Origin of the sequence: Gemmata sp. (assembly GCF_051859125.1) — a bacterium.
In the GTDB taxonomy this organism is placed as follows: Bacteria; Planctomycetota; Planctomycetia; order Gemmatales; family Gemmataceae; genus Gemmata.
The window spans coordinates 1-25716 of sequence record NZ_JBHYGG010000010.1; the positions used below are offsets into that span (position 1 = coordinate 1).

Annotated in this window: 30 protein-coding genes and 1 pseudogene; 2 read left to right on the top strand and 29 right to left on the bottom strand. The window is 69.1% G+C overall.

What is annotated here, in order from left to right; translation table 11 throughout:
* Positions 1 to 92: 92 nt before the first annotated feature.
* Complete coding sequence (locus ACTIGN_RS01920; RefSeq protein ID WP_439620814.1) at positions 93 to 1316, bottom strand: hypothetical protein; 1224 nt, start codon at positions 1314 to 1316, stop codon at positions 93 to 95.
* Between the two features lie 155 nt (positions 1317 to 1471).
* On the opposite strand from ACTIGN_RS01920, the gene ACTIGN_RS01925 reads away from it, so the two are divergent.
* Positions 1472 to 2467 carry a DUF1559 family PulG-like putative transporter gene (locus ACTIGN_RS01925; protein ID WP_439620816.1) on the top strand — a complete coding sequence of 332 codons (996 nt, stop codon included), beginning with the start codon at positions 1472 to 1474 and terminating at the stop codon, positions 2465 to 2467.
* Between the two features lie 170 nt (positions 2468 to 2637).
* A complete protein-coding gene (locus ACTIGN_RS01930; protein ID WP_439620817.1) occupies positions 2638 to 3042 on the top strand; it encodes a hypothetical protein in 405 nt (134 codons plus the stop codon).
* Between the two features lie 356 nt (positions 3043 to 3398).
* On the opposite strand, the gene ACTIGN_RS01935 is transcribed toward ACTIGN_RS01930, so the two are convergent.
* The 28 genes and pseudogenes from ACTIGN_RS01935 to rpsJ all read right to left on the bottom strand — a co-directional run bounded on the left by ACTIGN_RS01935 (position 3399) and on the right by rpsJ (position 25408).
* The gene (locus ACTIGN_RS01935) at positions 3399 to 6332 is read right to left on the bottom strand and encodes a proton/sodium-translocating pyrophosphatase (protein WP_439620818.1); all 2934 of its coding nucleotides are present in this window, start codon (positions 6330 to 6332) and stop codon (positions 3399 to 3401) included.
* Between the two features lie 250 nt (positions 6333 to 6582).
* Positions 6583 to 7506 (bottom strand): alpha/beta hydrolase, encoded by a 924-nt coding sequence (locus ACTIGN_RS01940; RefSeq protein ID WP_439620819.1) that lies wholly within the window; start codon positions 7504 to 7506, stop codon positions 6583 to 6585.
* Complete coding sequence (locus ACTIGN_RS01945; RefSeq protein ID WP_439620820.1) at positions 7506 to 8432, bottom strand: hypothetical protein; 927 nt, start codon at positions 8430 to 8432, stop codon at positions 7506 to 7508. Before ACTIGN_RS01945 ends, ACTIGN_RS01940 begins: the two co-directional genes overlap by 1 nt.
* Positions 8433 to 8438: 6 nt before the next feature.
* Positions 8439 to 9341: an aminotransferase class IV gene (locus tag ACTIGN_RS01950; protein ID WP_439620822.1), complete on the bottom strand. Its 903-nt coding sequence runs from the start codon at positions 9339 to 9341 to the stop codon at positions 8439 to 8441.
* A complete protein-coding gene (locus ACTIGN_RS01955) occupies positions 9338 to 9922 on the bottom strand; it encodes a hypothetical protein (protein WP_439620824.1) in 585 nt (194 codons plus the stop codon). The genes ACTIGN_RS01950 and ACTIGN_RS01955 overlap by 4 nt, the downstream gene beginning before the upstream one ends.
* Positions 9919 to 10743 (bottom strand): hypothetical protein, encoded by an 825-nt coding sequence (locus ACTIGN_RS01960; protein WP_439620826.1) that lies wholly within the window; start codon positions 10741 to 10743, stop codon positions 9919 to 9921. Before ACTIGN_RS01960 ends, ACTIGN_RS01955 begins: the two co-directional genes overlap by 4 nt.
* Before the next feature lie 2 nt (positions 10744 to 10745).
* Entirely contained in the window at positions 10746 to 11243 is a 498-nt protein-coding gene (locus tag ACTIGN_RS01965) for a protein-tyrosine phosphatase family protein (protein WP_439620828.1), read from the bottom strand.
* A gap of 158 nt (positions 11244 to 11401) precedes the next feature.
* On the bottom strand, positions 11402 to 12763 hold the full coding sequence (locus tag ACTIGN_RS01970) for a 3-deoxy-D-manno-octulosonic acid transferase (protein ID WP_439620830.1): 1362 nt from the start codon (positions 12761 to 12763) through the stop codon (positions 11402 to 11404).
* 134 nt (positions 12764 to 12897) lie between these two features.
* A complete protein-coding gene (gene secY, locus ACTIGN_RS01975; protein ID WP_439620851.1) occupies positions 12898 to 14226 on the bottom strand; it encodes a preprotein translocase subunit SecY in 1329 nt (442 codons plus the stop codon).
* A 317-nt stretch (positions 14227 to 14543) separates the two neighbouring features.
* Complete coding sequence (rplO, locus tag ACTIGN_RS01980; RefSeq protein WP_439620832.1) at positions 14544 to 15083, bottom strand: 50S ribosomal protein L15; 540 nt, start codon at positions 15081 to 15083, stop codon at positions 14544 to 14546.
* Between the two features lie 61 nt (positions 15084 to 15144).
* A complete protein-coding gene (rpsE, locus tag ACTIGN_RS01985; protein ID WP_144956434.1) occupies positions 15145 to 15660 on the bottom strand; it encodes a 30S ribosomal protein S5 in 516 nt (171 codons plus the stop codon).
* A 197-nt stretch (positions 15661 to 15857) separates the two neighbouring features.
* Positions 15858 to 16211 (bottom strand): annotated as a pseudogene (gene rplR, locus ACTIGN_RS01990) (50S ribosomal protein L18); the annotation flags it as partial.
* Between the two features lie 110 nt (positions 16212 to 16321).
* Positions 16322 to 16867: a 50S ribosomal protein L6 gene (gene rplF / locus ACTIGN_RS01995; RefSeq protein WP_439620833.1), complete on the bottom strand. Its 546-nt coding sequence runs from the start codon at positions 16865 to 16867 to the stop codon at positions 16322 to 16324.
* Between the two features lie 165 nt (positions 16868 to 17032).
* Complete coding sequence (rpsH, locus tag ACTIGN_RS02000; RefSeq protein WP_439620835.1) at positions 17033 to 17488, bottom strand: 30S ribosomal protein S8; 456 nt, start codon at positions 17486 to 17488, stop codon at positions 17033 to 17035.
* Positions 17489 to 17515: 27 nt separating this feature from the next.
* Positions 17516 to 17668, bottom strand: coding sequence for a type Z 30S ribosomal protein S14 (locus ACTIGN_RS02005; RefSeq protein ID WP_439620852.1), 153 nt, complete (start codon positions 17666 to 17668; stop codon positions 17516 to 17518).
* Positions 17669 to 17928: 260 nt separating this feature from the next.
* The gene (gene rplE / locus ACTIGN_RS02010) at positions 17929 to 18477 is read right to left on the bottom strand and encodes a 50S ribosomal protein L5 (protein WP_439620836.1); all 549 of its coding nucleotides are present in this window, start codon (positions 18475 to 18477) and stop codon (positions 17929 to 17931) included.
* A 62-nt stretch (positions 18478 to 18539) separates the two neighbouring features.
* Positions 18540 to 18890, bottom strand: coding sequence for a 50S ribosomal protein L24 (gene rplX, locus ACTIGN_RS02015; RefSeq protein WP_439620837.1), 351 nt, complete (start codon positions 18888 to 18890; stop codon positions 18540 to 18542).
* A gap of 109 nt (positions 18891 to 18999) precedes the next feature.
* The gene (gene rplN / locus ACTIGN_RS02020; RefSeq protein WP_439620838.1) at positions 19000 to 19365 is read right to left on the bottom strand and encodes a 50S ribosomal protein L14; all 366 of its coding nucleotides are present in this window, start codon (positions 19363 to 19365) and stop codon (positions 19000 to 19002) included.
* Positions 19366 to 19411: 46 nt separating this feature from the next.
* Positions 19412 to 19777, bottom strand: coding sequence for a 30S ribosomal protein S17 (gene rpsQ, locus ACTIGN_RS02025; RefSeq protein ID WP_439620839.1), 366 nt, complete (start codon positions 19775 to 19777; stop codon positions 19412 to 19414).
* Positions 19777 to 20142, bottom strand: a complete 366-nt coding sequence (rpmC, locus tag ACTIGN_RS02030; RefSeq protein ID WP_439620840.1) for a 50S ribosomal protein L29 — start codon at positions 20140 to 20142, stop codon at positions 19777 to 19779. Before rpmC ends, rpsQ begins: the two co-directional genes overlap by 1 nt.
* 104 nt (positions 20143 to 20246) lie before the next feature.
* The gene (gene rplP, locus ACTIGN_RS02035; RefSeq protein WP_439620842.1) at positions 20247 to 20705 is read right to left on the bottom strand and encodes a 50S ribosomal protein L16; all 459 of its coding nucleotides are present in this window, start codon (positions 20703 to 20705) and stop codon (positions 20247 to 20249) included.
* Positions 20644 to 21369: a 30S ribosomal protein S3 gene (gene rpsC / locus ACTIGN_RS02040; protein WP_439620843.1), complete on the bottom strand. Its 726-nt coding sequence runs from the start codon at positions 21367 to 21369 to the stop codon at positions 20644 to 20646. The genes rplP and rpsC overlap by 62 nt, the downstream gene beginning before the upstream one ends.
* Before the next feature lie 118 nt (positions 21370 to 21487).
* Positions 21488 to 21913: a 50S ribosomal protein L22 gene (gene rplV / locus ACTIGN_RS02045; RefSeq protein ID WP_439620844.1), complete on the bottom strand. Its 426-nt coding sequence runs from the start codon at positions 21911 to 21913 to the stop codon at positions 21488 to 21490.
* 44 nt (positions 21914 to 21957) lie between these two features.
* Positions 21958 to 22239, bottom strand: a complete 282-nt coding sequence (rpsS, locus tag ACTIGN_RS02050; RefSeq protein WP_439620845.1) for a 30S ribosomal protein S19 — start codon at positions 22237 to 22239, stop codon at positions 21958 to 21960.
* A 184-nt stretch (positions 22240 to 22423) separates the two neighbouring features.
* On the bottom strand, positions 22424 to 23302 hold the full coding sequence (rplB, locus tag ACTIGN_RS02055; protein ID WP_439620847.1) for a 50S ribosomal protein L2: 879 nt from the start codon (positions 23300 to 23302) through the stop codon (positions 22424 to 22426).
* A 98-nt stretch (positions 23303 to 23400) separates the two neighbouring features.
* The gene (gene rplW / locus ACTIGN_RS02060) at positions 23401 to 23766 is read right to left on the bottom strand and encodes a 50S ribosomal protein L23 (RefSeq protein ID WP_439620848.1); all 366 of its coding nucleotides are present in this window, start codon (positions 23764 to 23766) and stop codon (positions 23401 to 23403) included.
* A 118-nt stretch (positions 23767 to 23884) separates the two neighbouring features.
* Entirely contained in the window at positions 23885 to 24742 is an 858-nt protein-coding gene (gene rplD, locus ACTIGN_RS02065) for a 50S ribosomal protein L4 (protein ID WP_439620849.1), read from the bottom strand.
* Positions 24743 to 25084: 342 nt separating this feature from the next.
* Positions 25085 to 25408 (bottom strand): 30S ribosomal protein S10, encoded by a 324-nt coding sequence (rpsJ, locus tag ACTIGN_RS02070; RefSeq protein WP_144957304.1) that lies wholly within the window; start codon positions 25406 to 25408, stop codon positions 25085 to 25087.
* Positions 25409 to 25716: the final 308 nt, after the last annotated feature.

Genomic DNA, 25716 nt, shown 5'->3' on the forward strand with positions numbered 1-25716 from the left:
CCCACCCACGACTCCGGGGAAACCCGGCTAGGCGCCGCCCTGCGTGGCGGCCCGCGTGAGGCGAACGATTCAACAGAGCGGGTGCGCCCGAATCACTTCCGCCCGGCGAGGAGCCCGGCGAGGTAGCCGACCGGGTCGTTGCGGGCCTTCGCGGCCTCGGCGATCGCCTCGAAGTCGCCGGCCCGCTTCGCCAGGTCGTTCACTCCGGGGCAAATCAGGTTCCGCTCGTCCTCGGCCAGCAGGAATTGCTTCGCGGCCGCGAGCGCCTCGGCCGGCCGGTTCGCACGGAGCAGCAGGTTGATGTACACCTGCGCCGAGTACGTGCTCCCTTCCTCGTACTCGCGTTCGGCCTTCGCCTTGAACACCGCGAGCCCGGCCCCGACGTCGGCCGGGTTCCCGACCCGCGGCGGGGCCGGCGCGCCGGCGACCACCTTGAGGTAGGCGAGGTAGTCCTCGTACCCGTCGTCGAACGGGGCCTCGCCGCGGTTCTGGAGCCCGACCGCGAGCCGCCGCCCGTAGTGGCACAACTGCTGGGCCAGTTCGTTCTCCGGCCCGGCCGCGAGTTGCGTGCTCATCTGCACCACGCTCGACAGGTGCGACGTGTCGATGTGGTACGCGTCGTCGGCGAGGAGTTCCGGGTGCGCCTCGACGATCTGCGCGATGGTGAACTCGGCCGGGGCGCTCCCGCCGCGGGCCACGAGGTCGCCCCGGAGCCGCTCGTCGAGCTGAGCGTGCAGCGCGCGGATCAGCCGGCCCACGCAGTAGTCGCGCAACTCGGGGTTGGTGTTCAGGTCCGACCCGCTGACCATCGTAATCGCCGAGCACACGCCGTTGCGGTCGAGGACGAGGTCGAACCCCTTCTTCGGGAGCAGCCCGCCCTGCCACGCGATCTCGATGATCGGGTACACGTCGTCGTCCGGCCCCGGCTCGAACGCCTCGAGCGCCGCCCGGACCGGCTCGACCTCGCCGAGCATGCGGTAGAACATCCACGCCTGCTGGAACCGGCGGCGCGCCAGCAGCGCGCCGCCGACCTCGCGGCCGGCGTCGCGGATCGCGGACTCGTAGGGCTCGTGCGTCTCGGGCGGGAGCTCGGTCGACGGGCCGGTGGGGAACGGCGACACGCCGAGCTCGACCCGCTTCTTGAGGAGCAGCGCGTAGAAGAGGTTCTGGAAGTCGTCGGCGGCGCGGAGGTGGTCGATGAGCGTGCCGATGGCCGCGGGCGCGCCGTCGGCTTCGAGCGCGTCGCGGACCCGGCCGTACGTGGCCGGGTCGAGTTGCGGGGTCGGGGGCGCGTCGTCCGGTGCGTCGTCGTACATCGTGAGGTGCTCCGCGGGGGTGCCCTCAGTGTAGCAATGCGGGCGGAGCGGGGGTCCCGTAATCGCACGAGACACGGGCGGCCGCGGAGGGTAGAATCGGGCCTCCCACCGCCGCCGTTCGCACGCGCGGCTGATCGTCCCTCTCCTGGTGCCGCATGCGTTCCCCCCACCGAGGGTTCACCCTCATCGAACTGTTGGTCGTCATCGCGATCATCGCCGTCCTGATCGGGCTGCTCCTCCCGGCCGTGCAGAAGGTCCGCGACGCCGCCGCCCGCATGAAGTGCCAGAACAATCTGAAGCAACTCGCCCTCGCCTGCCACACGTACCACGACGCGACCGGTTCTCTGCCCTCGGGCAACATCGGTTCGATGGACTACAGTTGGTTCGTGTACGTCCTCCCGCACATCGAGCAGGGCAACACCCACGCGCTGTTCACGTTCAATCCCGCGGACCTCGCGGACTCGGCGAAGAACCTCGGGCAGGACAACAGCATGAACTCGCTCGGCATCACGTCGTTCCGGTCGCCGCTGATGCACTGCCCGTCGAGCCCGGTGCCCCCGCTCAAGGCCGGACCGTACACGTCGCCGGCGAAGGACCACGTCACGCCGTCCTACGCCGGCGTCGCGGGCGCGGCCGACTTCTCGGGCACGAACCGGTGCCCCGGCGGGCCGACGAACCCGAACTGCACGAACGGCGTGCTGTACTCGAACACCGACGGCAGCCCGACGAACCTGCGGCTGGGCGCGGTCACGGACGGCACCTCGAACGTGTTCGCGATCGGCGAGCAATCGACGTGGGGGCTCGGGGTCCGGGCCGACGGGTCGGTGGTCCAGAACGAGTGCCGCGCCGGCGGGCGGTTCGGGTGGGCCATCGGGGGGTACGGCGGCAACGGCGGCCGCCGGCACAACATCGTGGTCGTGACCCGGCCGCTCGGCACCCGCGAGTGCTCCCGGCTGCTGTACGAGGGGACCGCGAACGAGCAGGCCGTCTCGGACCTCGACAACGCGACCGCGTTCCGGTCGGCCCACGGGACCGGGGCGAACTTCGCGTTCGCCGACGGCTCGGTCCGGTGGGTCCGCGAGGGGCTCGACTTCAACCTGTACCGCGCGCTCGCGATCCGCGACAGCGGGCAGGTCAAGGCCCTCGACTGATACCGAATCGCGTGGGTTCGTGGGTGTTCTGTAGCCGGCCTCTGTGAGGCCGGGCCTCGGTGAGGCCGCCAAGCACCGGCCTCACCGAGGCCGGCTACAGGAATAGATCATTCGGATTCGGTGCGACACCGCGGCCCGCCCCCGATCCTCTCCCTTACCGGACGACACACATGCTCCGTCTTCTTCTCCTCGTGCCGCTGGCGGCCGCCCTCGGGTGCGGCGGCTCGAACATGGGCCAGGTGAGCGGCACCGTCACGTACAAGGGGAAGCCGGTCGCGCCCGGCGTGATCCAGTTCTACCCGGCGAACGGGCCGATGGCGTTCGGCGGGCTCGACGCGAACGGGCACTTCACCCTCACGACCAAGACCCCCGGCGACGGCGCGCCGGTGGGCGAGCACCGCGTGTGCGTGCTCCCGTTCGTCCCGGGAACGGGCGAGATGGGGCCGGGGAAGCCGCAGTTCGACCTCGACCCGAAGAACATCCCGCACAAGTACCGGGACCGCGAGACGACGCCGCTGCGGGTCGAGGTGAAGCCGGACAAGACGATCGAGGTGGTGTTCGAGCTGGAGGACTGAGCGGAGCGACCACTCTGCTGCGGTCTTGGCGAGCGGGGGACGTGAGTCCCCCGTGAGATAAGCGGCTTTACCGGGGGACTCATACCGAATCGCAGTGGTCCGCGACCGTGGCGTGTCTTGCCCTCTCCCCTTGCGGGAGAGGGTGCCGCGAGTCTTCGAGCGGCGGGTGAGGGGTGAGACCGTCCGAGGCGCGGAGGCTTCACCCCTCACCCGGCCGCGAAGCGCGGCCACCCTCTCCCGCAAGGGGAGAGGGCACAGAACAGACCCCAAGGACGACGCATCAACCGGAGCCGGTACCACGTCCTCCGCTCGTCACGACGCACATAACAAGAGGCGCACCCAGACGGTGCCGCGCGTCACGCGCCGGTCGGCGCGCCGGCCTCCTCCTTGTGCATCTCGGCGTCCATCCGCTTCACCTCGGCGCTCTCGTGCTTCGACTTCCACCACGCCCAGCCCACGAGCACCGCCGACACGCCCGCGATCACCCCGCCCACCAGCACGTTGCCGGTGCCGTCCTTCACGTTGTGCAGGATCACCAGCGGCAGAGCCAGCAGGCTCACCATGTTCATCACCTTGATGAGCGGGTTGATCGCCGGGCCGCTCGTGTCCTTGAGCGGGTCGCCGACCGTGTCGCCGGTGACCGACGCCTTGTGCTTCTCGCTCCCCTTGCCGGTCTTCGCGGTCCGCGGCTCGTCCTCGATCATCTTCTTCGCGTTGTCCCACGAGCCGCCGGCGTTCGACATGAACACCGCCAGCAGTTGCCCGCTCAGGATCATCCCCGCGAGGAACCCGCCCAGCGCGAACGGCCCGAGCAGGAACCCGACGACCAGCGGGGTGCCGATCGCGAGCAGCCCGGGGCCGATGAGTTCCTTCTGGGCGGTCGCGGTGCAGATGTCGACGACGCGGCCGTAGTCCGGGAGCTTCTTGCCGGCCATGATGTCCGGGTCGTTGAACTGCCGGCGGCACTCGTACACGATCAGGTACGCGGCCCGGCCCACGGCCCGGATCGTCATCGCGCTGAACAGGAACGGCACCGCCCCGCCGATGAGCATGCCGATGAACACCAGCGGCTCGGCGACGGTGAGCTTCGACGCCCCCGAGGTGAAGTCGCCGATCAGCAGTTGCCCGATCTTCTCCTCGCTGCCGGTGACGAGCACCGCGATGAAGCTGGCGAACAGCGACACGGCCGCGATCACCGCCGAGCCGATGGCGATGCCCTTGGTGATGGCCTTGGTCGTGTTGCCGACCGCGTCGAGGTCCGCGAGGATCTGCCGGGCGGCCCGGTTCGCCTCGGGCGACAGGTACCCGGGGTCGCCCTCCTTGAGGTCGCCGGCCCCGAACTCGCCCTTGTTGAACGCCATCTCGCCGATGCCGTTGGCGTTGTCGGCGATCGGGCCGAACACGTCCATGCTGATCGTGTCGCCGGTGAGCGTGAGCATGCCGATCCCGCACATGGCGACGCCGAACGCCATGAACAGCAGGTGGTCCGGGTGCGCGATGAGCAGCACCGACCCGAAGATCGCGGCCGAGATGATGAGCACCGCCCACACTGAGCTCTCGAGGCCCAGCGCCAGGCCCGAGATGATGTTCGTGGCGTGCCCGGTGCGGCTCGCCTTCACCACCTCCTGCACCGGGCTGTACTCGGTGCTGGTCCAGTACTCGGTACACTTGTTGAGCAGCACGGCGAGGATGATGCCGATGAGGCAGCACCACGCGACCCGCATGTTCAGCCCCGGCGACAGCGGGACGTGGTACCGGACCTGGGCGAGCTGGAGCATGGTCAGGTCGTACTTCGCCTCCTCGGGGAGCGCGTGCCCGTACTCCTTGAGGCGGCCCCGCTCGGCGAGCGTGAGGTCGGGGACGCTGACCCGGGTCTCGGCGAGTTCGGCGCGCTTCGCGTAGTCGAGCTTGTGCCACGCGGCGAGCGCGGCGACCCGCAGGCCGTCCACCTTCTCTTCGAGCTTCCGGGTGTCCTCGGCGTTCCGCTCCGGGCCGCTCCGCTTCTCCCGGAGCCGGGTGACCTCCCTGGCCACCGACACCGGGTACGCCGCCAGGCCGAACGCCTCCCGCAGCGAAGCGTTGTCGTACACCTCTTGATAGAGCCCCTTCTCGATGCCGCGCTCGACGATGTAGGGCGCGTCGAACTGGAGGTAGATCGCGCCGAGCGCGAGGAACCCGACGGTGCTGATGGCGGCGCTCCGCCAGAACCCCTGGTTGATCGACTTCATCGCGGTCGAGGCGTTCCCGACCGTCACCCCCCGGCCGACCATCGACGTGCTGATCATGCTCCCGACGACGCCCACGGCCTGGACGAGCAGCGGGAAGATCATGCCCTTGTAGCCGAACGCGGCGTACCCGAGCATGACCGCGGCGACCATGGTGACCGAGTAGCTCTCGAACACGTCGGCGGCCATGCCGGCGCAGTCGCCGACGTTGTCGCCCACGTTGTCGGCGATGGTGGCGGCGTTCCGCGGGTCGTCCTCGGCCATGTTCTTCTCGACCTTGCCGACGAGGTCGGCCCCGACGTCGGCGGCCTTCGTGTAGATGCCCCCGCCGACCCGCATGAACAGCGCCAGCAGCGACCCGCCGAACCCGTACCCGATGAGGATCTCGTAGGCCAGTTCGCCGAACACGAGGAGGATCAGCGCGCCGCCGAGGAGCCCGAGCCCGCAGGTGAACATGCCGGTGATGGTGCCGGTCTTGTACGCGAGCCGCATGGCCTCGCCGAAGCTGTTGCGGGCGGCGGCGGCGACCCGGAGGTTCCCGGCGGTCGCGAGCCGCATCCCGGTGAACCCGACCGCGGCCGAGAACAGCGCCCCGATGAAGAACGCGACCCCGCGGCCGACCGCGACCACCCGGAACTCGGCGGCCGTCGGCGCGCCGGGGTCGAGGGTCCACGGCCACTTGCTGGCGGTGATGACCGCGGTGAGCACGACGATGAGCAGCCCGACGACGGTGAACTGGCGGCGGAGGTAGGCGTTGGCCCCGTCGCGGACGGCCCGCGCCACGAGCTGCATGGCGGGGGTGCCGGGGTCCGTCGCGTACACCTGCTTCATGAGCGCCGCGGCGTACCCGAGGCCGGCGACGGCGACGACCAGGCACGCGAGGAGCCCGAGCTTCTCGCCGTACCCGTAGGCGGCCGACGTGACGAACCCGAACGGCTCCCACCCGGTCCCGAACAGGGTCAGCGGGCCCGTGGGGGCCGCCCCCATGAGCCCGACGGGCAGGGCGCACACGAGGGCGAGGAGCCACGGGAAGCGGCTGGAGTGGCGGGAGCGGCGCGGCGGCATGTGGCGGTCCTATGGCACCCCGGCGTCGCGTGGGTCGGGCGGGTGGCGGGAGAGCGCGACCACCCCGACGCGACTCGGACCGGGTTCGGAGCAATACGGAATGACGGCCGGTGGTCGGCCGTCGGACTGCTCAGAATAGACCAACGCCGGGCGCGCGTCTACAACCTGCGGACAATCCCTTCGGCCGCCCCGCGAAGGCGTGAACGCGCGGCCCCGGGCGCGGCCGAACGGGTCCGCCGCACACCCGGTGTCACTCCGCCGGTCGGCCGCACGCCTCCAGGTGCGCGAGGACCGCGGCCCGGTACCGCTCGGGGTCGGCGTCGGCGAGCCGCAGGTGGTCGCCGCCCGCGATCGCGACCAACTCGGCCCGCGCCCCGATCGCCCCGGTGATCGCGGCGGCCTCGGCGAGCGTCGCCCGGCGGTCGGCGCTCCCGGCGAGGACCAGCACCCGGGCCGACGGCGGCACCCGGCGGGCGGCCCCCAGTGGGGAGATCGCATCCGCGTCCGGCAGCACGAGCGGGGCAACGGCCGTGAGGCCCGCGTACGCGACGAACTCCAGAATTGGCGGGAGGTAGTTCCGGGTGCGGTTCCGGGTCGCGGTGCGGAGGTCCTGGTAAGGGCACTCCAGAACGTACCCGGTCACCCGGTCCCCGAGGGCCGCTGCCGCGAACAGCGCCGCGGCCGACCCGAGCGACCGGCCCCAGACCACGACCGGGCGGCCGGGGTGCCGCGCCCGCAGCCACTCGACCGCGGCGACCACGTCGAACCGCCCGCTGAATCCGAAGTCGTTCACCGCGCCGGTCGAGTCCCCGTGCGCCCGCTGCGACACCATCAGGACCGGGCTCCCCGCACGCGCGGCGAGTTCCGCTTCCGCGAGCCGCGCGGACCGGCTCCCGCCGTTGCCGTGCAGGAGCACGACGAGCGGCCGGTCGGCCCGGCCGTCGATGAACCACGCCCCGAGTTCCTGGCCGTCGGCGGTCGCGAGCCGAACGGGCGCGACCCGGCCCCAGGCGATGTCGGGCGCGGGTTCGGGGTACGGCGGTCGTGCCCGGCGCGTGAGGTGATAGACGGCGGCGTAGGAAACCAGCAGCCACCCCGCGACCGAGAGCGCGACGAGCGCAGCGAGCCACACGCACCGCCGCTTCCTGCGCCCGGCGGCCGGAAACTGTCGCATCAGACGCCCGCGGTCGTGCGGAACTCGTCGAGCGTGGCCGCCTTTGCCGCGAGCGTCAGCCACGACTGGAGCGTCGGCAGGTCCGGGCGTTCGCGGACCGCGGCTTCGACCTCCGGCGGCACGCTCCCGAACCGGGCCTCCAGGACCGCGACAACGGAAACCGCGGCCTGCTTCAGCGCTCCCTCGGCCTTGCCCTTGGCCTCACCCTCCGCCACGAGCCCTTCTGCAATTCGGGACACCTTCATGTTCCAGCCCTCCAAGCCCTTGGTCCAGACCGCGTCGCGGTCCGCTGCCTCTGCGAAAATGAGCGTCGGCAACAGCAGCGCGTTCCGCCGGTGGTAGTTCGGCTCGCCCTCCGCCGCCCGCTTCCACCGTTCGATGATACCCGCGTCGCTCCCGCCGGTCATCAGCGGTATCCACGGCAGCAGCGCCCGGGACCGCGTGCCGCCTTCGATCGCGACGAGCAGTTCATCGGCGCTCTCGCGCTCCAGGTTGCGTTCGACCGCGACGAGGTGCGTCGCGAGGCCCGCCGCGGGCCACTCCATCCGGCGCGTCGCCAGGCCCGTGCCGGTGAGGTTCACCACGACCGCGCCGACGTGGAACCGGCCGCCGCGCTCCTCGTCCGACTTCGCGGCGAGCCACAGGTTGCCGAGGTACACCAGGAGCCGGCCGAACATGGTCGCGTCCGGCTCGGTCTGGAACTCGACCGCGACGGCCCACGGCGGCTCCGCGCCCGACGGTTCTTCGAGCCGCGCGACCGTGTCGCCGGTGCGGTCCGCCCCCGCGGGGAACGACACGCCGCGGGTGTCGAGCCAGCCCGCGAACGCGAACCCGTCGTCCGGCAGGCCCAGCGCCCAGGCGAGGAACCCGGGCGGGTCGATCTTCACCGTGTACCGCGACGCCTGATCGAACCGGTTGATGGGCATGGCGCGTTACCCCGTGACCTGCTTCTCGATGTCCACGCCGACGAGGTCGGACCACGCCGCGAGCAGCCGACGGAACACCGGGCCGGGCCACGGGGGCCGGTGCGAGCGGCCGGCCTCGGCGATCACCTCCGACACGCCCGCGACGCAGAACCCCGTGCCCGTGAGCAGCACCTCCGAGAACCGGCCGAGCGCGTCCGCGGGCAGGCGTGCCTCGGCGAACGGCAGCCCCAGCGCCTCGCACAACTCGCGGGTCACCCGCAGGCTGATGCCGCCGAGGACCGAATCGCGCGGCGGCGCCGTGACCACGCCGTCGACCACCGCGAGGACGTTTGCGATGCCCGTCTCGGTGAGCGCGCCGCGACCGTCGGTCAGGACGGCGAGTGCGGCGGGATTCAGGGCCCGTGCCCGGTGGTCAGCGACGTGCCAGAGCATGCGGCTGCGGTGCTTCACCGTCGGAGAGAGGAGCGATTCGCCGTGCGCGCCGACCACCGCGAGCGTCGCGCCGCCGGTGAAGAAGCGGCGGTAGCGGGCGAACGGCAGCGGGTACGTCACCATGCCGAGCGTCGGCGGTCCGCTGGTCGCTTCGCCGAGGTAGAACCCGAGCGGGCCGGGGGTCGCGAACGTGACGAGTTGCAGTTCACCGCCCGGGGGGAGCAACTTCGCGTTGTGCGCGACGAGTTCCTCGGCCGTTGCGGTGAGCTGCGCGTCGGTCGCGTCGAGCGGAACGTAGCACGCCCCGCAGTCGCGGCGGAACCGCGCGAGGTGGTCGCCCCAGCGGAACAGCTTGTGGCGAAACGTGCGCGCGTTATCGACAACGGTGGCCCCCGACACGAACCCGGCGTCGTGCAGCGGCAGCCCCGCGTCGGCGAACGGCAGCAACCGACCGTTGAGGTAGGCGAGAGAAGTCATTTCGCTGGTTCGCCGAACGTTAGCTGCGATTCTGCTTGCAGGATTGGCTTAACGAGGCTCTCCCGCACAGCATCAACACCGCTAAGTGAGCAGAGCGGCAGCGCGATCGCAGTGGCTCCGACTGCCTTGGGTGCGAACTGCACGTATTCTTGGCGGATCAGGGAGACCGGCCCCGGTCGCCCGAGTGCCGCACGGTACAGTCGGGTACTCTCCTCCCACCGGTCGTAAACCTCTCGTGCTGTTTGGGGCGGACTGAACCGTGTTGCGACCGCGAGCAGAGCGGCGAAATCATGGTCACTGCCCGGCGGTGGGGCGAGGTGCCCGACGACAATGATGATCCGCTCGGCAGCTTGGGACGGATCACCGACACCGAAGAGATAGAAACGATAGAAGTACCGCAGAACCCACGACGAGCCCTGGAGGGAGTTGCTGAGGTCCCCGACCTTGTTCCCAAACGCGGGTCGCCACCCCTGGGGTTCCAGCAACCCATCGATCGCACTGATGAGGGACTGGATATCGGAATGGATTCCAGTGAGGTACTCCGTCGCTTGGGCTACGGACCGACTGAGGTCATCGCTCATACAGGTTCCCTTGGTGTCCAGAATCGTGGCTGCGTCACATTCATCCGAAGGACAGCTCCGACGAACCACGCTCGGTGTTCGGGTGCCGGCCAGAACCGGGTTAGAGGTGCTGTTTGCCGCCAAGGAGTTCGGTTGAATCCCGCGAAGTGGCTGAGACCTTTCGCGGCGAGGATCTGAGCAAGGTCGGCTGCGGGGCGAGAGTGTTTGCCCGCGTCTCGTATCTCCGCCCACACATCTCGCCACGACAGCCATCCAAGCCATGGGTCAGCGTTCTTCGCCAAGCGGAGCGATTCACTCAACTCATCCGTGGGCGGTGTTGCGTGGGAGGTGAGGTAAATCACACCCGCTGCGAGTTCGCCGCGCCGCCGTCGGAGTCCCTCGCAGTAGTCCCACAACTGGTCTCGCGGCTGTGAGGGAGGCGTGTCGGCTTCGCTCCCGCCGGGACCATCAGGTCGGGTACTCTTCGGCGAGTCGAACTTGACCTCGATGACCAGCGACGCGACTTCCTGACTCCCGCGGGTCAGTGTGAGCCACACGTCTGGCTCACCGAAGCCGGGCCAGCGCTCCCAGAATGTCGGCTCGGAATATCCGCTCGCGGTGCGCAGTGCCGCGGTGAGCCACTCGGGCGGTTCACGGTCAACAACTGCCGTCGCACCCTCCCAGCGCACTGCGCGCGTCCGGCGCAGGACCGCGAGCAGCCCGTCGAGCGGGGGCAGATACCCGAGAAGTTGAAATGCGGTCGATGTGAGCAGGTCTTCGGCGCGGTCGTGCGCCAGCGAGCCGTCCCGGCCGAGCTTCCCGTGGGTCTCTGCGAACAGCACGGTCAGACTCCCGGAAGCTGAAACGGCACGATGATCTCGGGCCGCGGGTGCGGGAAGAAGTTGGCCAGCCCGTGCTTATGGGCCAGCAGGACGTGCTGGTGGTCCACCATCCGGTGGTGCCCGGGGACGGCGCTCGGGGCGCGCTCCTCGATCAGGTCGCGGGCGTCCTCGGCGCTCAGGCCCATCGCGATGAGGTACAGCCACAGCACCGTCGGCGACCGCAGGTGCCCCGCGACGCAGTGGACATAGACGTGCGCCCCGGGCTGCGAGGCCATGCCGTGCAGCGTGTCGAGCAGTTCGACCGCGGTGTGCGACGGCAGCCGCTCGAAGTCGTCGAGCGCGATCCACGACACCCGCTCGAACCCGTGCGCGTCGGCCGTTAGGTGGCTCGGCCCACCGGACACGTTGAGGACGTGCGTGACACCCGCGGCGCGGAGCATTTCCGCCCGCTCGACCGTGGCGAACGGCCCGACCGACAGCACTTGAGTAACGCGGTACATGAGGTCAGTCTGCCTCGATCAGAACCACGGTGAAATCGTCCGGAAACTGCCCCGACCGCGACAACCGTGCCGCCGCCCTGGCCCGTCGCCGGCCTCGCTGAAGGTGGATATGCGGATCATGGCACCGAACCGGCTGGGATCGGTGCATTCTACTCCACTTATGCGGCCCGCGAGAGGGCCGTTGGCGGGAGAAGCGCGTCGAGTTGTGCGAGCGTGCGGGCGGTCGCGCCCTGCTGGCGGCGGACGAGGTCGCGGGCCGCCGCGCCCATCCGCTCGCGGAGCGCGGGGTCGGCGATCAGTCGGGCCAGTTCGGTCTCCAGAGCAGCCGCGTCCGGCACCATCACCGCCGCGCCGATTTCGACCAGTCGCCGGGCGGCGTCGCGGAAGTTCCAGACGTGCGGGCCGAACACGCACGGCACCCCGTACCCCGCCGGCTCGATCATGCTCTGCCCGCCGCGGACCCCGTCGAGGCTGCCGCCCGTGAACCCGATGTCGGCCAGCCCCCACGCGGCCCCGAGTTCGCCCACCGTGTCGAGTAGTACCACCGCCGGCATCACGGCGAGCGCCTCGCGGACGGCGCTGCGGCGAACGAACGGCAGGCCGGTCTTCGCGACGAGGCGGGCGACCTCTTCGAAGCGGTCCGGGTGCCGCGGGACGAGGACCAGCGTCAGGTGCGGGAACCGCTCGCGGAGCCGACCGAACGCCGCCAGGACGAGCGACTCTTCCGGGGCGTGCGTGCTGCCGGCAAGGAGAACCAGCGGCATCGGCGAGCGGGGGGCGTCAGCCCCCCGAGTGGAAGGATCGACCTCGGAGGGCTGACGCCCCCCGCTCGCCAGGAGATGGGCGAGCAACCGCGTCTCCGGCGTCTCGCGGGTCCGTAGCGCGCCGTCGTACTTGATCGACCCCGTGACGGTCACCTTCTCCGCGGGCAGGCCGAGGTGGCGGAACCGGTCGGCGTACTCCTGCTCCTGCACCGCGAACCGCGTCACCTTCCCGAACAGCATCCGGTGGGCGATGCCGCGGAACCGCCGCAGGCGCGCGAAGCTCCGCGGGCTCATGCGGGCGTTCACGACCACGACCGGCACGCCCCGCTGCTGCGCCGCCGAGAGGAAGTTCGGCCACATCTCACTCTCGGTCAGCACGACGAGCGCCGGCCGCACCGCGTCGAGCGCCGCCCCGACCGCCCACGAGAAGTCGAACGGGAACGCGATCACCGGCAGGTCCGCGAACCGCCGGCGGGCCTCGGCGAGCCCCGTGTCGGTCGTCGAGGAGACGACGACGAGGTACCCGGGGTGCCGCGAGCGGAACGCCGGCACGAGCGTGCCGAGCAGGTTCACCTCGCCGACGCTGACGGCGTGGAACCACGCGACCGGCTTCTTGTGCGGGTTCGGCACCGCGACGCGCCCGAACAGCTTCGCGCCGAGTTCGCGCCGGTACCGCCCCGTGGCGGCCGCCCGCCACACGAGCCACGGCGACAGCGCGATCAGCGCGAGCAGGTACACGAGGTCGAGGAGGAGCATGGGAGTCCGTTCCCGTGAGGCGAGGAACGGACGCAGTCTACCGCGATGTGGAAGTCCGAGACCATCCCGTTTGAAATGAGAGCGGCGACCCGAAGGTCGCCGCTCGTGCGTCCGCTCGGTCCCGGCGGCACGGCTCAGTCGCCTTCGGTCAGGCCGGGGTAGTTCCGCATCACGAGGTGGCTGTTGATCTTCTGCACGAGGTCGAGGGCCACGCTGATCACGATGAGGAGGCCGGTGCCGCCGTAGAAGCTCGCGACCGCCGGGGGGATCTCCAGCTCGCTGGAGATGATGTTCGGGATGATCGCGATGATCGCCAGGAACGCCGCCCCGACGTAGGTGATCCGCATCAGCACCCGCTCCAGGTAGTCCGCGGTCCGCTTGCCCGGCCGGTACCCCGGGATGAAGCTCCCGTGGTCCTTCAGGTTGTCCGCGATCTCCTTCGGGTTGAACGTGATCGCCACCCAGAAGTACGTGAACACGTAGATCATGGCGACGTACATCATGTTGTACACCCACGACCGGTGGTTCTGGAACAGGCTCGCGAGCGACCCGGCCCACTCCAAGTTCGTGAACTGGTACAGGATGTTGAGCACGAACCACGGCAGGATCAGCAGCGTGCTGGCGAAGATCACGGGCATGACGCCGGCCGCGTTCACCTTCATCGGCAGGAACTGCCGGGTGCCGCCGTAGACCCGCCGCCCGCGGACGTGCTTGGCGCTCTGGGTCGGGATGCGGCGCTGGGCCTTGGTCATCGCGATGACGCCCACGACAACCGCCAGGAACAGGAACGCCAGCACCAGCAGCTTCTCGAAGCTGATCTCGCCCGGCGCGCCGCCGAGGGTGAAGACAGAGGCTTTAATAGTGCCGGTCGTGCTGTCCATCAGCAGGGCGGTCGTCGCGTCCGGGATGCGGGCCACGATGCCGGCCATGATGATGAGCGAGATACCGTTGCCGATGCCGTACTCGTCGATCTGCTCGCCGAGCCACATCAGGAACACGGTGCCGGCGGTCATGGTGACCACGGCCGCGAGCCCGAACCACCACAGGTTGATCCCGTTGTCGTACCCGGGCGGGGCGAGCCCCATGCCGCCGTCCCTGCTCTCCGGCCCCATCACCGACTGCACGATGATGACGGCCTGGATCATGCAGATCGGCACGGTCAGGTAGCGGGTGATCTCGTTGAGCTTCTTCCGGCCGCCCTCACCCTCCTTCCGGAGCCGCTCCAGCGACGGCATGACGCCGCTCGCGAGCAACTGGATGATGATGGAGGCCGAGATGTAGGGCATGATGCCCATCGAGAAGATGCACGCCTGGCTCAGGTTGCCGCCCGAGAACTGCTGGACGAACCCGAGCACCTGGCCGAGCGCGCCCGACTGCGCCTGCTGCATCTTCTCCGCGAGCTTCACCTGGTCGATCATCGGCAGCGGGACGTAGTACCCGATGCGGTAGACCATCAGGAACATGAGCGTGATGAAGATCTTCTTGCGGAGTTCCGGGATGCGGAAGATCAGGAAGAGCTGCTCGGGGGCGATGCCGAGGACGGACGCGGCGGCACCGAACAGGAGCAGCGTCCACCCGGCCCAGCTCGGGCCGCCGTAGGTGAACGCGGCGATCCCACCGATGATGCTCAGGACGCCCGCGAACAGGGAGGCGCTACGCCACGGCATGGGTGAATCCTTCAGTCGTCAACGGGCGGGGCCGCGACGCGCCGGAACGCGGAGTGAACGCGCTCCGCCTCGCGACGCGGCCCTGCATTGCGGGACTCGGGGACGCCTGCTCGTCAGCTCGTCTTGGGGGCCTTGGCCGCCGCGGCGGCCTTGATCGCCTTGAGCTTCGAGCCCATCTTGTTGCGGACCGGCCGCTTAGGCTTGGGCAGCAGTTCGGTGGTGCCGCCGGCCTTCTTGATCTTCTCCTCGGCGCTCTTGGAGAAGTGGTCGGCCCGCACGGTCAGCTTCTTGGTCAACTCGCCGTCGCCCAGGATGCGGACGCCGTCGAACGTGCCGACGACGAGGCGGACCGCCTTGAGCGTCTTCATGTCTACGGTACTGTTGGCCTCGAACTTCTCGCTCAGGTCGCCGACATTTACGACCGCGTACTCCTTGTCCCAGGTGGCGTGGCTGAACCCGCGCTTCGGGAGCCGGCGGTACAGCGGCATCTGGCCGCCCTCGAACAGCCCGCTCGGGAGCCGTGCCCCGGCGCTGGCGTACTGGCCCTTCATGCCGAGGCCGGCGGTCTTGCCCTGGCCCGAGCCGATGCCGCGGCCGACGCGGCGCTTGAGCTTCCGCTTCTGCACGCCCTGGGAAACGTTAGTCAGGTCCATGGTCGCTGCCCATTTCAAAGAGCCCCGGGCGGGCCGGGGCGGTGTCGCGGTCGGGGTTCGGTCAGAGGGCGACGCCGCGGAGGGCGACGACCTCTTCCTTGGTGCGGAGCTGGAGCAGGCCGGCGATCGTCGCCTTCACGAGGTTCAGCGGGTTGGTGCTCCCGTGGACCTTGGTGAGGATGTTGGTGATGCCGGCGGCCTGGAGCACCTCGCGGACGCCGGGGCCGGCCTTCACGCCGGTGCCGGGGCCGGCCGGGACCATGATGACGCGGCTCGCGCCGTACTTGCCGATCACGCGGTGGGGGATCGTGTTCCCGCGGAGCGAAACCTTCTTCGTCCGCTGGATGTTCCCCTCCCCTTCCTTGATGGCCTTCTCGACGGCCGGCGGGACCTCGTTGGCCTTGCCGTAGCCGTACGACACCTTGCCGCGGCGGTCGCCGACGACGACCAGCGCGTTGAAGCTGAACCGGCGGCCGCCCTTGACGACGCAGGCGCTCCGCCGGATCTTCACCACGAAATCGACCAGCGCGTTGTCGCGCGAGTCCGTTTCGCCCCTGTCACGCCGCTCACGGGCCATGTGTTCGTCCCTCGGTCCGGGGCCCGGGTCGGGCCGCGGCTATTCGCTGGTTACTTGGCTTCTTGTTTCTTCTTCGCGTCGCCCTTGGGCTTCGCGTCGCCCTTGGCCTTGGCCTCGGGCTTCTTGGGCTCGGCCTTGGGCTCGCCGGAGGCGGCCGCGGCCTGCTTGGCCTTCATGGACTCGAGGCTCGTGCACAGCAGCCCGGCCTCGGTGGCGGCGACGGCCAGGGCCGCGATCCGCCCGTGGAACCGGGCCTCCCCGCGGTCGAACGAGGCCTTCGTGACCCCCTTTGCCTTCGCGGCCTCTGCGAGCCTCTTGCCCACCTCGGTGGCGGCCGCGATGTTCCCGCCGTGCTTCAGGCCCGACTTCTTGCCGGCACTCGTGGCGGCCGCGATCGTGACCCCGTTCAGGTCGTCGATCAACTGGGCCGAGATGTGCAGGTTGCTCCGGCACACGCTCAGGCGCGGCTTCTCGGGGGTCCCGTAGATCGCCTTGCGGACGCGGTACCGCCGCCGCTCCGACCGCTTCAGCTTCGATTTTTGTGCGTTCATGTTCGTCTGGAGTCAGTGGTCGGGAATCAGGAGTCAGTACGCCACACACGAGAGGCTGAGAGGGGGGCGGGGCACCCTGGCTCCCGACCCCGGTCCCCCGACTCCTGCGATTACTTGCCCGCGGCGAAGGACTTGCCTTCCTTGCGGCGGACGACCTCGTTCTCGTACCGTACGCCCTTGCCCTTGTACGGCTCCGGCTTGCGGCTGGCCCGGACCTCGGCCGCGAACTGCCCGACCACCTGCTTGTCGGCCCCGCTGACCACGATCGTGGTCGGGTCGGGGACGGCGACGGTGATGCCCGCCGGCGGCTCGTGGTAGATGCGGTTCGCGAACCCGACGGTCAGTTCGACGCCCTTGCCCTTGGACGCGGCCTGGAAGCCGACGCCCTCGACCTTGAGCTTCTTCTGGTAGCCCGTCGTGACGCCCACCACCATGTTATTGATCAGGGCGCGGGTCAGGCCGTGCAGGGCCCGGTTGATGCGGTCGTCGTTCGGGCGGGTCACCTTGACCTGCTTCCCGTCGGACTCGATCGTCATGTTGGCGTGAATGGCCTGGGAGAGCTTGCCCTTCGGCCCCTCGACCTTGACCACGCCCTTCTCGACCGCGACCTTCACCCCGGCCGGGATGACGACGGGTTGCTTACCGATACGCGACATACCGTTCTCCTCGGGCTTCACCGGACGTCGGGTTCACCGGTCCGGACCGCGGCCCTGACTCGTGTTTAGTGTTTAGTGTTTAGTGTTTAGTGTTGCTGGACCGCGTCACCGGATCAGCATGGTGCGAACTGAACACTAAACACTCAGACACTTAACACTGCAAAATCACCACACCGTGCAGAGGATCTCGCCGCCGACCTTCGCGCGCTTCGCGTCGCGGTCGGACATCACGCCCCGGCTCGTCGAGAGGATCGCGATGCCGAGGCCGTCGAGCACGCGGCGGACGTCCTGGTACCCCTGGTACACGCGGCGGCCGGGCTTGCTGTAACGGGAGATCCTGCGGATCACCTTCTCGCCGTCCGGACCGTACTTGAGGAACACCTGGAGGACCACGTGGGCCTGCCCGAGGTCCTTGTCCTCCGTGAATTCCTTGCTATTGGGCCCCTCGCCCTCCACCTCGGTGTACTTCCCGGTGCGGTAGCCGAGGATGAACCCCTCCTTGAGGAGCACCTCCGCGATGGCCACCTTGAGCTTGGTGGCGGGCATTTCGACGAACGGGCGCTCGACGTTGCTGGCGTTGCGGATCCGGGTGAGCATGTCCGCAATCGGGTCGGTCATCATGGGTGAGTCCCCCCTGTTTGCGGTTGGTTACCAGGACGCCTTGCGAACGCCGGGGATGAGCCCGCTGCTCGCGAGGTTGCGGAAGCAGATCCGGCACACGCCGAACTTGCGGTACACGGCCCGGGAGCGGCCGCAGATCTGGCACCGGCGGACGAAGTGGACCTTGAACCGGCCGGACACGAGCTTGGTCGCGTCCCGCTGGTCGGCCGGCTTCTTCATCTCGGCGCGGTGCGCCTCGATCCGCGCGAGGTCGCTGCGGTGCGTGGCTTCTTTCGCGTTTGTTGACATCGCGTGTGGTTCTCGGTTTGGCGTACCAGTCCGGGGCCGGGGTTCCGCACCCCGGTGGGCTGGCCGTTCCTCGGCTCCAAGTCGTCAGTGGCGAGTGGGCGGCGGGCAGTCGCACGGTTTTCTGTCGACCGCCCACTCGCCACCGACCACTACTACTTGGTCTCGTCGCGGAACGGCATGCCGAAGGCGCGGAGCAGTTCGCGTGCCTCGTCGTCGTTCTTGGTCGTGGTCACGAAGGTGATGTCCATCCCCTGCGTGAAGGTCACCTTGTCCGGGTCGATCTCGGGGAACACCAGTTGCTCGGTGAGCCCCATGCTGTAGTTGCCGTTGCCGTCGAAGCTCTTCGGGTTGATCCCGCGGAAGTCGCGGATCCGGGGGAGCGCGACGTGGACCAGACGGTCGAGGAACTCGTACATCCGCTTGCCGCGGATGGTGACCCGGCACCCGATCTCGTTGTTCTCGCGGAGCCGGAACCCGCTGACGGCCAGGCGGGCCTTGGTGATCTGCGGCCGCTGCCCGGCGATCTGCCCCAGGTGCTCGGCGGCCTGCTTCATCCGCTCCTTGTCCTGCAGCGCCTTGCCGACGCCCATGTTCAGGACGATCTTGCTCAGCTTGGGCAGGCTCAGGCGGTTCGCGCGGCCCAGCTTCTTGGCGAGCGCGGGGACGATTTCCTTGTTGTACTGTTCGAGCAACCGGGCCATGATCGTTTCTCGCGCTTGTCGCCACTCGGTGGGTCGGTCTTCGGGACGCTCGGCGGCCCGGGTCAGGCCTTCGCGGCGTACTTCGGGTTCGGCTTCGAGAGCACCCGGATGCGGGTCTTGCTCTTCTTGGCGAACAGCTCCTTGGAGCCGTCCGGGAGGTACCGCACGCCGAGCCGGGTCGGCTGGTTGGTGGCCGGGTCGACGAGCATCACGTTGGACGCGTCGACCGGCATCTCCTTGTCGATGCGGCCGCCCTGCGGGTTCCGCTTCGACGGCTTCAGGTGGCGGTAGACGCGGTTGACGCCCTTCACCACGACCTGGTTCTTCTCGCGGAGCACGCGGAGGACCGCACCGCGGGTGCCCTTGTCGGCCCCGGCGATCACTTCCACGACGTCGTCTTTGCGGATGTACATTGCAGTGTTCAGTGGTTAGTGGTCAGTGTGCAGTCAGGCGGCCCGGGACGGGAGCGGCCGCGGGCGGCAGTTCAACTGCCCACTCGCCACTCCCCACTTTCCACTCGCCTCACACCACCTCGGCCGCGAGGGTCAGGATCTTATTGAAGCTGGCCCGGAGTTCACGGGGGACGGCCCCGAAGATGCGGGTGCCGCGGGGGTTGTTGTCGTTGTCGAGGAGCACCAGCGCGTTCCGGTCGAACCGGACGTAGCTGCCGTCCTTGCGGCGGGTTGCCACGCGGGTCCGGACGACGACGCCCTTGACCACGTCGCCGGGCTTCACGTCGCCGCCGGGGATGGCCTTCTTCACGCTGGCCCGGATGATGTCGCCCAGGTAGGCCACGCGGCGCTTGCTGCCGCCGAGCACCTGGATGCACATCACTTCCTTGGCCCCGGTGTTGTCGGCCACGTCCATGAAGGTATACATCTGAATCACGGGTATCCCTCGGAGCCCGCACATGGCGATGTGTGGGCTTGTGATGTCACTTCTTCTCTTCGGCCTTCGGAGCGGCGGCGGCGTCGGCACCGGCGACCGCGCCCTCGAGGTTGGACAGCGTCCGGCTCGGGGCCTTCTTCACGATCCGGACGAGGTTCCACCGCTTGAGCTTCGACAGCGGCCGCGACTCGACGATCTCGACGGTGTCGCCGAGGTGGGACTCGTTGGCCTCGTCGTGCGCGTAGCACACGGTGCGGCGCTTGACGAACTTGCCGTACCGGGCGTGGCGTACGAGCCGCTCGACCTCGACCCGGCGGGTCTTGGCCATCTTGTCGCGGGTCACGATCCCCTCGAGGACGCGGCTGCGCGTGGTCTTCTCGGCCTTGGCCGGCGTGGTCGTGGTGTCAGCCATTACTTACCGCTCCCCTTCTTGCCCGCGGTCGCGGGCACCTTCGCCGCGTGGAACCGCTTGAGCCGCTTCGCCTGGCGGAACGCGACCCGCTTGCCCGGCACCTCGTCAGCGACCTTCTTCTCCAGCGCGGCGATCCGCGTGGCGAGCTGGTCGGGCGGGAGGTCCTTGAGCTTGACGAGTTCGCGCTGCCGCTGGATCGTCTTGACCCGGGCGATGTCGCGCTTCGCCTTGCGGATCTCCGACGGCGTCTCGAGCCGGTCGGTGGCCGACTGGAAGCGGAGCTGGAACAGGTGCTTCTCGCGGTCCTTCAGGGTGACGCCGAGGTCCTCGTCGCTCATCCCGCGGAGTTCTTTGGTCTTCGCCATCACTTCACCCTGGATTTCAGATTTATGATTTGTGATTGACGATTGGGAGGGGGCGAGTGCCGGCCCTCCCCGAATCATCAATCATAAATCTAAAATCGTGAATACTATACGTTCGGCCGCCGGGTCACGAACCGGCACTTGAACGGCATCTTGTACGCCACGCGGGCCAGGCAGTCCTTGGCGGCCGCCTCGGGGAGGCCGCCGATCTCGAACAGGATCTGCCCGGCGCGGACCACGGCCGCCCAGTACTCGGGCTCGCCCTTGCCCTTGCCCATTCGGGTCTCGGCCGGGATCGACGTCACCGGCTTGTGCGGGAAGACGCGGATGTAGTACCGGCCCTCGCCCGACACGAACCGGGTCATCGTGATGCGGCCGCTCTCGATGCACTCGGCGCTGAGCCACCCGCCCTCGAGCGACTGGAGGCCGTAGTCCCCGTAGGCGACGTAGTTGCCGCGCTGCGCGAACCCCTTGATCACGCCGAGGTACTTCTTGCGGGTCGTGCTACCGCGGACGACGCCGCGTTGACTTTTTCTGTACTTGACCCGCTTGGGCATCTGTGGCATCGGCGATGTCCCCCGTCAGATAGTCGCCCTGGTTGACCCAGGTCTTGATTCCAATGTTGCCCTGCGGCGTGCTCGCCTCGGCGAACCCGTACTCGATCTTGCACCGCAGGGTGGACAGCGGGATGCTGCCCTCCATCCCCTTCTCGCACCGGGCCATTTCGGCCCCGCCCAGGCGGCCCGACAGTTGGAGCTTCACGCCCCGCGCGCCGCCCTCCATCGCCCGCTGCATGGCCTGCTTCATGGTGCGGCGGAAGCTCGCCCGCCGCTCCAGCTGTTCCGCGATGTCCTCGGCGATGAGCTGGGCGTCGATCTCCGGCCGGGTCACCTCGATGGTCTTCACCTCGATGTGCCGCCGGGTCAACTTCTCCAGCGCCTTCGTCAGCTTGTCGATCTTCTCGCCCTTCTTGCCGATGATCGCCCCGACCCGGCTGCTCGTGACGACGACCGTCACCCGCTCGCGGGTCCGCTCGATGCGGATGTCGGCGATGGCCGGCCGCTGCTCTTTGCGGTCCTTCTTGTTCGTCAGGAACTTCTGGATGAACGCGCGGATCTGCACGTCTTCCAGGAGCAGCTCCGAGTAGTCGGCCTTGGTCGCGTACCAGGTGCTGCGCCAGGGCCGCATGATCCCGGTGCGGAAGCCGGTCGGTCGGACTTTCTGACCCATAGCTTGCGCCTCACTCCGGTCGCTGACGCTCCCGGCTCGACAAAGTTCGTTCTGCCGCACGTAAACAACGGGGACCGGCCTCGCCGCCGGCCCCGCCCCGGTCGTGTCTCGGTGCCCGTCAGGCCGTGGCCGGCGTCCCGGCCGGGGCCGGCAGGGCCGGGGCCCCGCTCGCGGCCGGGGCCTCATCGGCGGCCGCCTCGTCCGCCACTTCGGGCGGGTCGGACAGCGACACGATGATGTGCGACATCCGCCGGAGGATGCCGAACGCCGTGCCGCGGGCCCGGGGCTGGATCCGCTTGAACGTCGGGGCGCCGTCGACGCGGCACTCGCTGACGATCAGGCTGTCCGGGTCCGGGTGCTCCTGGTTGTCGGCGTTCCCGTAGGCGCTCTCGACGACCGCCCGCACCAGTTTGGCCCCGCGGTTCGGGTAGAACCGGAGCAACTGGAGCGCCTCGTCCACGTTCTTGCCGCGGATGAGGTCGGCGAACAGGCGGAGCTTCCGCGGCCCCACGTCGGCGAATCGGTGCTTGGCTGTGTATCGCATGGTCGTTCAGTGTGTGAGTGAGTGCGTGGCCCGCACTGCCCGCGTTACTTGCCCGCGGCCGGGGCGGCCTTCTTGCCGCCGGAGTGGCCCTTGAACGTCCGCGTGAGCGAGAACTCGCCGAGCTTGTGCCCGACCATGTCCTCGGTCACGTACACCTTCAAGAAGCTCTTGCCGTTGTGGACCAGGAACGTCGAGCCGATGAACGCGGGGATGATGGTGCAGTCCCGCGACCACGTCTTGATCGGTTCCTTGTTCGCGCCCTGCTTCTCGACCTTCGCCAGGAGGCGGTCGTCGACGTGCGGGCCTTTCTTGAGCGAACGGCTCATGCGCTTCTGTCCCGTCTGACCCGATCGCTCGGGCGTCCTGTTGGGGTCGGCCGCCACCGGCCGCGACACTGTCCACTTGGCCCAAACCCGGCGTACTTGTCGCCGGGACTGAGCATGTTATCGGGCGCTCCGCGGACCGACCAGCGGATTTCCGACAAGGCGGCGGGCGGTCCCGCCGCCGGCGTCACGCCGTGTTCTGGAACGGACCGGCCGGCCGCCGCCGGACGATCGCCTTGCCGCCCGGCTTGCGGCGCTTCCGGGTCTTGCCGCCCTTGGCCGGCACCGACGTCGGGGAGACCGGGTTGCGGCCGCCCGCGGTCCGGCCCTCGCCGCCGCCCATCGGGTGGTCGGTCGGGTTCATCGAGGTGCCGCGGTTGTGGGGCTTCCGCCCCTTCCACCGCATGCGGCCCGCCTTGCCGATGCTGATGTTCATGTGCTCGGCGTTCGACACGGAGCCGATCGTCGCCCGGCACTTCACCGGCACCTTGCGGACCTCGCCGCTGGGCAGGGTGAGCATCGCCCAGTCCTTCTCGCGGGCGCTGACGGTCGCGCTGCACCCGGCGCTGCGGCACATCTGCCCGCCCTTGCCGGGGACCAGTTCCACGTTGTGGACCGTGGCCCCGCTCGGCACCTTCGACAGCGGCATGCAGTTGCCGACCTTCGGCTCGATCCCCTCGCCGTCGCCCGACATCACCTTGTCGCCGGCCTTCAGGCCGTCCGGGGCGAGGATGTAGGCCCGGGAGAACTCGTGCTTGTCGTCCCGCGGGTACTCGATCAGGGCGATGCGGGCGCTGCGGTTCGGATCGTACTCGATCTGGACGACCGTGGCCTCGACACCGTCCCGCCGCCGCTTGAAGTCGATCTGGCGGTACCGCTGCTTGTGGCCGCCGCCGCGGAACCGCGTGGTCGTGATGCCCTGGTTGTTGCGGCCGCCCTTCTTGGGCTTGGGCTTGAGCAGCGACTTCTCGGGCGCGTTCTTCCGCGGGGTCGTGCAGTCCGCGAAGTCGGACACCATGCCCGCCCGGCGGCCCGCGGAAGTCGGCTTGTATTGTTTGACGCCCATCGTAATGCCCAGTGGTCAGGGGTCGGGAGCCAGGAATCGGTGGAGCCAGAGCGGCCGGTGTCCTTGCTGACCCCCGGCCCCGGGCTCCCGACTCCCGATCAAAAGAACTCGATCTTGTCTTCGGCGTGGAGCGTCACGATCGCCTTCTTCCACCGGGGCAGGGTCCCCTCGCGCTGCGCGAACCGGCGGGTCTTGCCGTGCCGGTTTTGGGTGCGGACGCCCTCGACCCGCACGGTGAACAGCTCCTCGATCGCGGCCTTGATCTGCGTCTTGGTCGCGATCGGGTTCACCTGGAACGTGTACGCGTTGTACCGGGTGCTCTGGTGGGTGCCCTTCTCGGTCACGAGCGGGCGGATCACCACCTGGTACGGCCGCAGCTCGAGGCCGGCTTCGCCGTGCACGCACGGCTTCCGCCGCTCCAGCCTGCGGACGTACTTCTTCGGGTGCGGTCGGGTCGTTGCCATCTCTCTGCTCCACCCCGGCGGTCACGCACCGGGTTCGCTTCAGCTCTCGGTTTGGTGGCACAGGCTTCTCGCCTGTGATCGGTGCGCACAGGCCGGGGGCCCGTGCCACCAACCGCACTCACGCCTTCGCGGCGACCTTCTTCTTGCGGGCGGCGAACTCGCCGGCCCGGCCGCGGCGGACGATCCCGTCGGCGACCGCGGGGGCCGCACCGTTGTTGGTCGCCTTGGGGGGCGGGTTCAGCAGCGCCTCGAGCGCCGCACGGGTCAGCACCAGCCGCTTCTGCTTCAGCACGGTGTAGCAGTTGAACTCGGCGGCCGGCAGGACCTTCACGCCCTCGATGTTCCGGGCCGACTTGTAGACGTTCTGGTCGAGACCCGCGGTGCCGATCAGCACCGTCGTGTCGAGCAGGGTCACGTCCTTCTCGCCGGCGTCGGTCGTCTTCTTCCCGACCTTGATGGCCTTGAGGACGCCGGTGATTTCCTTCGTCTTCGGGGCGGCGAGCACCAGCTCGTCGAGGATCACCGCTTCCTTGTCCAGGAACTTGGATAGGATCGCCATGCGGGTGGCGGCCTTCACGGCCTTCTTCGGCAGGTGGTACTCGTAGTCGCGGGGCTTCGGCCCCTTCGAGGTGCCGCCGCCGCGGCGCTTGTTGGTCCGCTTCGTACCGGCGCGGGCGTTGCCCGTGCCCTTCTGCCGGAACAGCTTCTTCGTGCTGCCGGCGACCTGGCCGCGGCGCAGCGTGTGGTGGGTGCCGGCCCGCTGGTTGGCGAGGAACATCAGCACCGCGTCGTGCATGAGCTGGCGGCTGATCTTCCCGCCGAATGCGGCCGGGTCGATCTCGACCGAGCCCTTGCTCGCGCCGGCCTTGTCCACGACCGGGACGGTGATCTTGTCCGTCAGTTCGATCAGGCGGGGCCGCGGGGCCGCGACGCCTTCGCCCGTACCGGCAACTTCCGGCGTGGTATTCTCAGCCATTGTTCGACCACTCCGCGGGCGTTTCGAGTCCCGGGTCCGTTCCTTCGAGTCCGACGCGGTCCCGGCCCCGAGGGTCTGGGGGGTGCGTTCGGTGCCGAAGGTGGAACCCGAGGCTTCACTCCGATCCTTGGCCCCGCCAGCACCGGATTGCCCGGTGGTGCCGCTGAGTTGGCCCGCGTCTTGCGACTCGGACCGGCGGCGAAGCGGGGTCGCTTCTGTCACACGTCCGCTCACCGATCTTGGCCCGGATGGGGCCGTGGCGGTCAGCGGGAGCTACTAGTTGTACTGCGTCGGGTCGTGCCGTCAACGCGCCCGTCGCATTTTTTTTCTCGGGTCCCCGACTCAGCTCGCGCTGATGACGCGGATCTTGATGTCCACGCCCGGGGGCAGGCTCAGGCCCTTGTTCAGCGCCTCGATGGTCCGCTGGGTCGGCCGGAGGATATCGATGAGCCGCTTGTGGGTGCGGATCTCGAACTGCTCGCGGCTCTTCCGGTCGATGTGGGGCGACCGCAGAACGGTGTACCGCTCGATCCGGGTCGGCAGCGGGATCGGGCCGTGAACGTCGGCACCCGTCTCTTTGGCCGTCGCGAGGATCTCGCTCGCGGTCCGGTCCAGAACCTCGTGGTCGTAGCCTTCCATCCGGATGCGGATGCGCTCGTTCGTCAGGGCCACACTCGACTCCTCGTTCGCGTTCCCGTGTCTGGGAAAGCATCACACTAGGTGTGACCCCCACGACCGTCAAGGGAACGGTCGCGCGAAATGACGGACGCGCGTCGCCTGTGCGGGGCGATTCCGTGCTTCACACGGGGTTGTTCAGGCGTACCCCTCGCTGGCGCTCAGGGCTCGCCAAGAGGCTGGATGTTCCGGGCGAACCCTGAGCGCCAGCGAGGGGGCAGTCACACGACCCGAACGTGACACACGGAGTCGCCCTGTCCCCTGTGTATTTGGCGAGCGGGGGACGTGATACCGAATCC